The organism is Micromonospora sp. KC213 (assembly GCF_004348325.1).
Taxonomy (GTDB): domain Bacteria; phylum Actinomycetota; class Actinomycetes; order Mycobacteriales; family Micromonosporaceae; genus Micromonospora.
Genome location: NZ_SMKF01000054.1, coordinates 23,497 through 32,266 on the forward strand (window position 1 = coordinate 23,497; position 8,770 = coordinate 32,266).

At 72.8% G+C, this 8,770-nt stretch carries 9 protein-coding genes; 5 read left to right on the forward strand and 4 right to left on the reverse strand.

The window, feature by feature from the left end:
• Positions 1 to 1,281 (forward strand): thymidine phosphorylase, encoded by a 1,281-nt coding sequence (locus tag E1166_RS13800; protein WP_132339014.1) that lies wholly within the window; start codon positions 1 to 3, stop codon positions 1,279 to 1,281.
• 17 nt (positions 1,282 to 1,298) lie between these two features.
• Positions 1,299 to 1,979: a DUF4272 domain-containing protein gene (locus E1166_RS13805; RefSeq protein ID WP_132267936.1), complete on the forward strand. Its 681-nt coding sequence runs from the start codon at positions 1,299 to 1,301 to the stop codon at positions 1,977 to 1,979.
• Position 1,980: 1 nt separating this feature from the next.
• On the opposite strand, the gene E1166_RS13810 is transcribed toward E1166_RS13805, so the two are convergent.
• On the reverse strand, positions 1,981 to 2,853 hold the full coding sequence (locus E1166_RS13810) for a putative RNA methyltransferase (RefSeq protein ID WP_347813024.1): 873 nt from the start codon (positions 2,851 to 2,853) through the stop codon (positions 1,981 to 1,983).
• 163 nt (positions 2,854 to 3,016) lie between these two features.
• On the opposite strand from E1166_RS13810, the gene E1166_RS13815 reads away from it, so the two are divergent.
• Complete coding sequence (locus E1166_RS13815; protein WP_132339018.1) at positions 3,017 to 3,430, forward strand: PPOX class F420-dependent oxidoreductase; 414 nt, start codon at positions 3,017 to 3,019, stop codon at positions 3,428 to 3,430.
• A gap of 55 nt (positions 3,431 to 3,485) precedes the next feature.
• Here E1166_RS13815 and E1166_RS13820 read toward each other — a convergent pair whose 3' ends face one another.
• A complete protein-coding gene (locus tag E1166_RS13820) occupies positions 3,486 to 4,130 on the reverse strand; it encodes a hypothetical protein (RefSeq protein WP_132339020.1) in 645 nt (214 codons plus the stop codon).
• Positions 4,063 to 4,695: an RNA polymerase sigma factor gene (locus E1166_RS13825; protein ID WP_132339022.1), complete on the reverse strand. Its 633-nt coding sequence runs from the start codon at positions 4,693 to 4,695 to the stop codon at positions 4,063 to 4,065. Before E1166_RS13825 ends, E1166_RS13820 begins: the two co-directional genes overlap by 68 nt.
• Before the next feature lie 112 nt (positions 4,696 to 4,807).
• Between E1166_RS13825 and E1166_RS13830 the strand changes: the two genes are divergently transcribed.
• The gene (locus E1166_RS13830) at positions 4,808 to 5,884 is read left to right on the forward strand and encodes an adenosine deaminase (protein ID WP_132339024.1); all 1,077 of its coding nucleotides are present in this window, start codon (positions 4,808 to 4,810) and stop codon (positions 5,882 to 5,884) included.
• On the opposite strand, the gene E1166_RS13835 is transcribed toward E1166_RS13830, so the two are convergent.
• Positions 5,885 to 6,487 (reverse strand): ATP-binding protein, encoded by a 603-nt coding sequence (locus E1166_RS13835; RefSeq protein ID WP_132267947.1) that lies wholly within the window; start codon positions 6,485 to 6,487, stop codon positions 5,885 to 5,887.
• A 193-nt stretch (positions 6,488 to 6,680) separates the two neighbouring features.
• Here E1166_RS13835 and E1166_RS13840 point away from each other — a divergent pair.
• Positions 6,681 to 8,770, forward strand: a 2,090-nt coding sequence (locus E1166_RS13840; RefSeq protein WP_132339026.1) for a sensor histidine kinase, incomplete at its 3' end; no start/stop codon positions are given.

Consider the following 8,770-nt stretch of genomic DNA (forward strand, 5'->3'; position numbering starts at 1 on the left):
ATGAGTGCGTTCACGGCGGTTGACGTCATCCGGACCAAGCGGGACGGGGGAATGCTGAGCGAGGCCCAGATCGACTGGGTCGTCGACGCGTACACCCGGGGGCTGGTCGCCGACGAGCAGATGTCGGCGCTGGCCATGGCGATCCTGCTGCGCGGCATGACCGCGCCGGAGATCGCCCGGTGGACGGCCGCGATGATCGCCAGCGGCCAGCGGCTGGACCTCTCCGCGGTGGCCCGCCCGACGGTCGACAAGCACTCCACCGGCGGCGTCGGCGACAAGATCACCCTGCCGCTCACCCCGCTCGTCGCCGCCTGCGGCGCCGCCGTGCCCCAGTTGTCCGGGCGCGGCCTGGGCCACACCGGCGGCACGCTGGACAAGCTGGAGTCGATCCCCGGCTGGCGGGCCGCGATCGGCAACGACGAGTTCATCGCCCAACTCCGGGACGTCGGCGCGGTGATCTGCGCGGCGGGCGAGGGGCTGGCCCCGGCGGACCGCAAGCTGTACGCGCTGCGTGACGTCACCGGCACGGTCGAGGCGATCCCGCTGATCGCCAGTTCGATCATGAGCAAGAAGATCGCCGAGGGCACCGGCGCGCTGGTGCTCGACGTGAAGGTCGGCTCCGGCGCGTTCATGAAGTCCGTCGACGACGCCCGGGAACTGGCCCGCACCATGGTCGAGCTGGGCGGCGCACACGGCGTACGGACCGTCGCCCTGCTCACCGACATGTCCACCCCGCTCGGTCTGACCGTCGGCAACGCGGTCGAGGTGACCGAGTCGGTGGAGGTGCTGGCCGGCGGCGGCCCGGCCGACGTGGTGGAGCTGACCCTGGCGCTGGCCCGGGAGATGCTGGACGTGGCCGGCCTGCCGGACGCCGACCCGGCCGCCGCGCTGCGCGACGGGCGGGCGATGGACGCCTGGCGCGCGATGATCCGTGCCCAGGGCGGCGACCCCGACGCCCCGATGGCGACCGCCAACGAGGTCGAGGTGGTCCACGCCCAGTCCGACGGCTTCGTCGAGTCGGTCGACGCGTACGCGATCGGGGTGGCCGCCTGGCGGCTCGGCGCCGGCCGGGCCCGCAAGGAGGATCCGGTCAGTGCCGCCGCGGGTGTCGTGCTGCACAAGCGACCCGGCGACCCGGTGCGGGTCGGGGACCGGCTCTACGAACTCCGTGCCGACCAGGCGACCCGCATCCCGGCGGCCCGGGCCGAGGCCGAGCGGGCGGTCCGGGTCGCGTCCGTCGCGCCGGCCCCGTCGCCGCTGGTGATGGAGCGGATCGGCTGACCGGAAAGGACGGGACCGTGCGCGTATCCGCCCCCGACCCGCGGGAAGTGCGTGAGGCCAGCCTGGACGAGTTGTCCCGGCTGGGCCTGCCCCTGCCGCCCGCCCAGTTTCCGCTGGTGTGGGAACCGGGCGACGAGATAGAGCTGCGCCCCACCGTCGAGATCGAGGCGCGGATCGCCGTCCTGCACCTCATTTTGGCCCGGTGCTTCGGCATGCCGCCGCGGGCGGCGGTGGAGTGGCTGCTCGCCTCCCACCTGACCGAGATGGTCACCCCGCCGGAGTGGGAGTTCGTGACGGCCGGCACGGGCGACCACCGCTCGTTCGTGCTGCACCACGACGCGCTCTTCGCGCTGGCCTGGGTGCTCGGGCTGACCAGGCAGCTCGACCCCACGATTCCGGTGGACGAGCGGCTGGTGGAGCGGATGCCGCACATCGCCGGCGGGGAGCTTTTCGGCCAGTGGCAGGCCCGCATCCTGGCCGCGCCCCAGCATCCGGCGGACGCCGCCGCCCTGCTCGACCTGCACTACTGCCTGGACTGGGCGTACCTGGAGACGGAGAAGGTCGGCGGGCGGCTGCCCGGCCTGGTGGACGCCAACGCCATCGGGCAGCGCCGCTGGGCGCTGGAGTGGGCGGTGGTGCTGCGCGGGCCGTACCACGAGGAGCCGCCGGGCTGGGAAGAGGTCGACCTGTCCACCTGAGTCAGCGGGGACGCCACACGGTCAGCCGCACCTCGGCGGTGACGGCGACCGGCTGGGGGAGCCCCGCTATCCGGGCGGCCAACCGGGCCGGGTCGGTGTGCCAGGCGCTCGGGCCCATCCCGACCAGGGTCGCCACCTCGTCACCGGTGAGCGCGAGCCGCGCGGTGTGCACCTCGTCGCCTACCGGGGTGAAGTGGTCGGCGAGACTGTCGGCGACCCGGTCCGCCTTGGCCGGGTCGACCCGGAGCAGGCCGAGCGCGTCGACCAGTTCGGCGAGGTGCGCCCCGGTGGGGGTGACCACCAGCAGCGCTCCGGCCGGGTCGAGCACCCGGTGGAACTCGGTGCCGTTGCGCGGTGCGAAGACGTTGAGCAGCACGGCGGCGGAGGCGTCGGCCAGAGGCAGCCGCTGCCAGGTGTCGGCCAGCGCGGCGGCGGCGCGGGGGTGGGCGCGGGCCGCGCGGCGCAGCGCCGGCTTGGAGACGTCCAGGGCCAGGCCGACGGCGCCGGGCAGCGCCGCCAGCACCGCCGCGAGATGCCGGCCGGTGCCCGCCCCGGCGTCCACCACCAACGGGTACGCCCCGCCGCCCGGCTGCCCGTCCGGCCGGTCGCCGGTGGGTTCCGGGTCGATGATCCGGGTGGCCGCCTCGGCGAGCGCGGCGGAGACGACGTCGTAGTGCCCGGCGGCCAGGAAGTCCGTCCGGGCGGCCACCATCGCGGCGGTGTCCCCGACGTGCGGGGCACGACCGGTGAGCAGGTTGACGTACCCCTGCCGGGCGACGTCGAAGGTGTGCCGGCGCGGGCAGCGCAGCGCACGGGTGTCGGAGGCCGGGGCCAGCGGTTCGGCGCAGACCGGGCAGCGCAGCCGGGCGAGCACCCGTGGATGCGCCCCGGCCCAGGATCGTTCGGGCGGGCGCGGCGCGGTCACCCGGTGAGCCTACGTGAGCGGATCAGGAGCCCCGGCCGGGCGCGCGGCTGCCACTGGTCCCGCCGGCCGGGTGCCACCCGGGGGTGAGCCCGTCAGCTTCTACGCTGACGACATGTCAACCAGATTGTGGGAGCTGTTCGGAGAACGGGGTCGCGGCGTGCTGGCGACCCTGCGTCGCGACGGCCGGCCCCAGCTGTCCAACCTCGACTACCTCGCCGAGCCGGGCCTGATCCGCTGCTCGACCGTCGGCGACCGCGCCAAGGCGCGCAACCTGCGCCGCGACCCCCGGGCCAGCTTCCACGTCACCACCGCCGACGGCGGGGCGTACGCCGTCGCCGAGGGCCTGGCCACCCTCACCCCGCCCGCCGCAGCCGAGGACGACGCGACCGTCGAGGAGCTGGTCGAGGTCTACCGCCGGATCCGGGGCGAGCACCCCGACTGGGCGGAGTACCGGGCGGCGATGGTCGCCGACGGCCGGGTGGTGATCCGGCTGGCCGTCGAGCGGGTCTACGGCTGGAAACCCTGAGCTGGACCACGGTCGCGCCCCGTGCCGCGACAGTGGACCCGGTCGACGGGTCGGCTCAGCGGGGCGTGCTCGCGCCCGGAGTCGGCTCGTCGAACGACCGGTACGCCCCGGCCACCACGCAGCCCGGCCCGGGCAGCCGGTAGAACGCCCAGCCCGAGAGGTAGCTGCCGTTCACCTCCTGCTGGCGCAGATGCACCGCGAGCATCAGCCCCGCCGGGATCCGGTCCGGGTGGATCACCAGCAGCCCGGCCTCGGGACTGTTCAAGGTCACGGCGGCGTCCGGCCCGAATACGGCGGAAATATCCTGTCGTACCTCGGTGCCCCGGTCCTCGGGCGGGCAGGCCGCCTCCGGCCGGGTCTTAACCAGCGTCGCCCGGACCCCGGTCCGGCGCAGCGCCTCGTTGATCCGGGCCGGGTCGGCGGCGTCGGCCAGGGTCACCGTGACTGTGCCGTCGGAGGCCGACGCGCTCGCCGACGGCGTCGTCCCCGCAGGTGCCTGCGGGCGGCCGGCGACCACCGCCGCCGTGCCGGCCGCGGCCAGCGTCGCGAGCCCGACGGCGACGACGGCCAGGCGACGCCGCGCCGGGGTCACCGATCGCGGGCGCGCCGGGGCGATCTCCCGCAGCAGCGCGTCACGGCGTACCCGGACCCGCTCGGCGGGCAGGTGCGGCAGGTCCGGGCGGAGTGGACTGTGATCCATCGGGGCGGTCCTCCATCGTGAGATCGGCGAGCACGCCGGTGCGCAGCTGACGGTGCGCCCGGGCCAGGCGGGACTTGACGGTGCCCAGTGGGATGCCGAGCGTGAGCGCGGCCTCGGCCTGGGTCTGCCCGAGCCAGACGCAGGCCTCCACCACCTCCCGGTCCCGGCGGGCGAGCCCGGCGAGGTGGCGGTGCACGGCGGCGACCCGGCGCTCGGCGTCCACCCGCTCGGCCACCGCCTCGGCGTGGTCGGCGGCGGGTTCGGGCGGCGGCACCCGGTCCAGTGCGGCCCGGTGCCGGCGCAGCGACCGGTGGTGGTTACGGCTGACGCCCAGCGCGATGCCGTAGAGCCAGGGCAGGACGCTCGCGCCGTACGGCACCACCGCCCGTCTTCGCCGCCAGGCCTCCAGGAACACCACCGAGACCAGGTCCTCGGCGGCCGACCAGGATCCGGTCCGCCGCAGGCAGTAGCCGAACACCGCGTCGGCGTGCCGCTCGAAGAGCGTGCCGAAGGCCGTGGTGTCGCCGTCGAGGCTCCGGGCCCAGAGCTCTCGGTCGTCAGTCATGTCGCGCCCTCCCTGCCCCTGTCATGTCCGTACGGGGCGGGGCGGTTCACGCCGCTGCGCCGGCCCGGCGGTCCCGTCCCGGCACCGGTCGGGGGCTGACTAGGGTCTGAGCATGGTCGCAATCCGATACGAGGACATCGTCAAGGTCCCGAAGGCGCTGCTGCACGATCATCTCGACGGCGGGCTGCGGCCGGCGACGATCGTCGAACTGGCCGCCGAGGCGGGCCACGAACTGCCCACCACCGACCCGGAGGCGTTGGGTCGCTGGTTCGCCGAGGCGGCGAACTCCGGCTCGCTGGAGCGTTATCTGGAGACCTTCGCGCACACGGTGGCCGTCATGCAGACCGCGCCGGCGCTGCGCCGGGTGGCCCGGGAGTGCGCGCTGGACCTGGCCGCCGACGGGGTGGTCTACGCCGAGGTGCGTTTCGCTCCCGAGCAGCATCTGGAACGGCACCTCACCCTCGACGAGGTGGTGGCGGCGGTGGTGGCCGGTTTCGCCGAGGGCAGTGCGCAGGCCGCCGAGGCCGGCACGCCGATCCGGATCGGGACCCTGTTGACCGCGATGCGGCATGCCGCCCGTTCGCAGGAGATCGCCGAGCTGGCCGTCCGGCACCGGGACACCGGGGTGGTCGGCTTCGACATCGCGGGTGCCGAGGCGGGCTTCCCACCCACCCGGCACCTGGACGCCTTCGAGTATCTGCAACGGGAGAACTTCCACTTCACCATCCACGCCGGTGAGGCGTTCGGGCTGCCGTCGATCTGGCAGGCCATCCAGTGGTGCGGCGCCGACCGGCTCGGCCACGGTGTACGCATCGTGGACGACATCACGCCCGGCCCACGGCCGGTGCTGGGCCGGCTGGCCGCGTACGTCCGGGACAAGCGCATCCCGCTGGAGTTGTGCCCGTCGTCGAACGTGCAGACGGGCGCGGTCGTGTCGATCGCCGACCACCCGATCGGCCTGCTGCGCGACCTTCGCTTCCGGGTGACGGTGAACACCGACAACCGGCTGATGAGCGGCACCTCCATGTCCCGGGAGATGGCGCTGCTGGTGGAGGCCTTCGGTTACGGCTGGAAGGAACTCCAGTGGTTTACCATCAACGCGATGAAAAGCGCCTTCATCCCGTTCGACGAGCGGCTGGAAATCATCGATCAGGTGATCAAGCCGGCGTACGCGAAGCTGCTGGGCTGATCAGTGGCGCGGGTGGCCGGCGACCATGGCGGCCACCCGCCGCAGGATCTCGTCGGCCGGGGCCGCCTCGGCTCCCAGGCCGGTCTGCCGACGCAGCACCGCCGGCTCGGCACGCAGCAGCGCCACCCCGCGCCGGAGCAGCACCTTCGGTGCCTTGCGCTGCTCGGCGAGATCGCGGGCGAACCGGCGGAGAAACGTCGTCGCCCGGGGGCGGCGCAGGGCGTACGCGCCGGCCAGCAGCCCTCGGCGCCGGCACTCCCCGACGATTTCGGCGGCGAATATCCCTTCGGCGATGAAAAGTGGCGATCCGGCCACGTCGCATACCCGGGTGGACACCCTCCGGTCGGCACCGATCGCATAAACCGGCACTTCGGCCTTGCCGTCCTGGGCCAGTCGGGCAATTGTCTCCACGGCCGTCACGGCATCCCAGGAGTGCGGTGAATCCCAGTCGACCTGTCCGTTGTGGTGCGGCAACGTAGGGTCATCGCCGTCCTTGTAGAAGTCGTCCAGGCAGAGCACCGGAAGTCCGGTTCGCTGCGCTATGTACGACTTTCCGGAGCCGGACGGGCCGGCGAGGAGGACAACGCGGTGAGGGTATTCCATAACTTTTTGTAACTCCGGCCGGACGGAACGCTATCAAATGGCATCAACATCTCATCACACCCTCAGGGACGGCCGGCCTGGGCTTTCTCTTTCCGAAGCGGCGTGATGGAATCTCGGGGGTCCGACCCGCCGGGTCGGTCGCTGGGCGTTGCCCGGGGCAACGCGGGCACGCTGCAATCGCGAGGGCGGTGACGTGAGCAAACGGCCAAAGACGGCGGGCTCCTTCCTGTCGCGTCTGAGCCGACCGGCCGGTCGGCTTCGCGACATGCCGATCTGGTCCAAGCTCGGTCTGATCATGATCGTGCCGACCATCGCTACAGTCGTGGTCGGCACCAGTGGCCTGGTCGACAACCTGCAGACGCTCAACAACGCCAACCGGGCCGGTGACCTGGCGAACCTCGTCGGCTACTCCGGTGACCTGGTCAACAGCCTGCAGGACGAGCGGACGGCCGCGGTGCTGCTGCTGGGTGCCCCCAAGGGGCAGGTCCGGGAGCAATACCAGGAGGCGTACAACCGGGTCAACCTCAGGGTCGACCAGTCCAAGGTGCCCTACCTGCAACAGCGGGCCCAGCTCGAGGATCTCCCGGGCAGCCTGGACACCCTGCTCGACCGGATCGACCAGGAGCTGACCGACCTGCCGGGCACCCGCAGCCAGGTCTTCAACGGCAAGCTCGCGATCAGCGACGCCGTCGGGTCGTACCAGGGAATGATCAACCAGTTGATCAGCGTACGCGACTCGGTCACCCAACTCGCCGGCGACAACGAGCTGAGCGACCGGATGCGGGCCGCCACCTCCGTCGCCCGCGCCAAGGAGTTCCTGTCGCTGCGCCGCGTCGCGGTGCACCAGGTGCTCATCCAGAAGGCGTACATCTCGCCGCTGCGGCGTGACTACATCGCCAGCCAGACCGGTCAGGCGCTCGCCCTGCAGAACTTCCAGGCGGTGGCGACCCGCGCCGAGCGGGAGTTCTTCGACCAGACCGTCGCCGGCGCCGACCGCCGCCAGGCGGACAACTACAGCGGCTGGATGGACAGCCGGTCCAGCGAGAGCATCGCCGGGGTGCCGTTCGGGCCCGACCAGTGGGACGCGGCGATGACCGCCAACGCCAGGCTGTTCCGTACCGTCGAGATCAAGCTCGACGGCGACGTGGTCGGCGACGCCGACGCGCTCCGCTCCGGCGTGCAGCGCACGGTCTTCCTCCAGACCGGCCTGCTGCTGAGCATGCTGCTGCTGGCCATCCTCTTCGCGTACCTGGTCGCCCGGTCGATGGCCCGCTCCCTGCGCGACCTGCGCCAGGGCGCGCTGTCCATCGCCCAGCACGGTCTGCCGCAGGCGGTGGCCCGGCTGCGTGACCCGCAGGTCATCGGGCAGCTCTCCCCGGCCCAACTGGCCAACCAGATCGCCGAGCCGCTGCCGGTCCGCAGCAAGGACGAATTCGGGCAGGTGACCGAGGCGTTCAACGCGGTCCACCTGGAGGCGGTCCGCACCGCCGCCGAGCAGGCCGCGCTGCGTTCCTCCGTCGCGACGATGTTCGTCAACCTCGCCCGCCGCTCGCAGATCCTGGTCGACCGGCTGATCGGCCACCTCGACCGCCTGGAGCGCGGTGAGGAGGACCCGGACCGCCTCGCCGAGCTGTTCCAGCTCGACCACCTGGCCACCCGGATGCGCCGCAACGACGAGAACCTGCTGGTCCTCGCCGGTGCCGACTCCACCCGCGTGCAGCGCGAGCCGGCCGCCCTGATCGACGTGCTGCGCGCCGCACAGTCCGAGGTCGAGCACTACACCCGCATCGAGTTCGGGATCATCGACCGGGACATCGAGGTCTCCGCCCACGCCGTCAACGACATGGTGCACCTGGTCGCCGAGCTGTTCGACAACGCGACCGCCTTCTCGCCGCCGGACTCGCAGGTCATGGTCGAGGCACGCCGGATCGGTGACCGGTCCACCCTCTACGTGGAGGACCGCGGCATCGGCATCAGCGCCGAGCAGTTGGCCGACCTCAACGAGCGGCTCTCCACGCCGCCCCAGGTCGACGTCGCGGTCTCCCGGATGATGGGTCTGGTCGTGGTCGCCCGGCTGGCGTCCCGGCACGGCGTCAAGGTCGAGCTGCGTCCCGGCTCCGACCGTGGCACCGTCGCCGAGGTCACCATGCCCGCCTCCGTGCTGGTGCCCCGGGCACTTGCCGGTCGCGGGCCGCAGGCCAGCGCGCTGCCCGTCAGCGGCCCCGCCGGTGGTGCGCAGACCGGTTCGTTCCCCGGCTTCGGCCCCCCCGCCGCGCCGCAGCC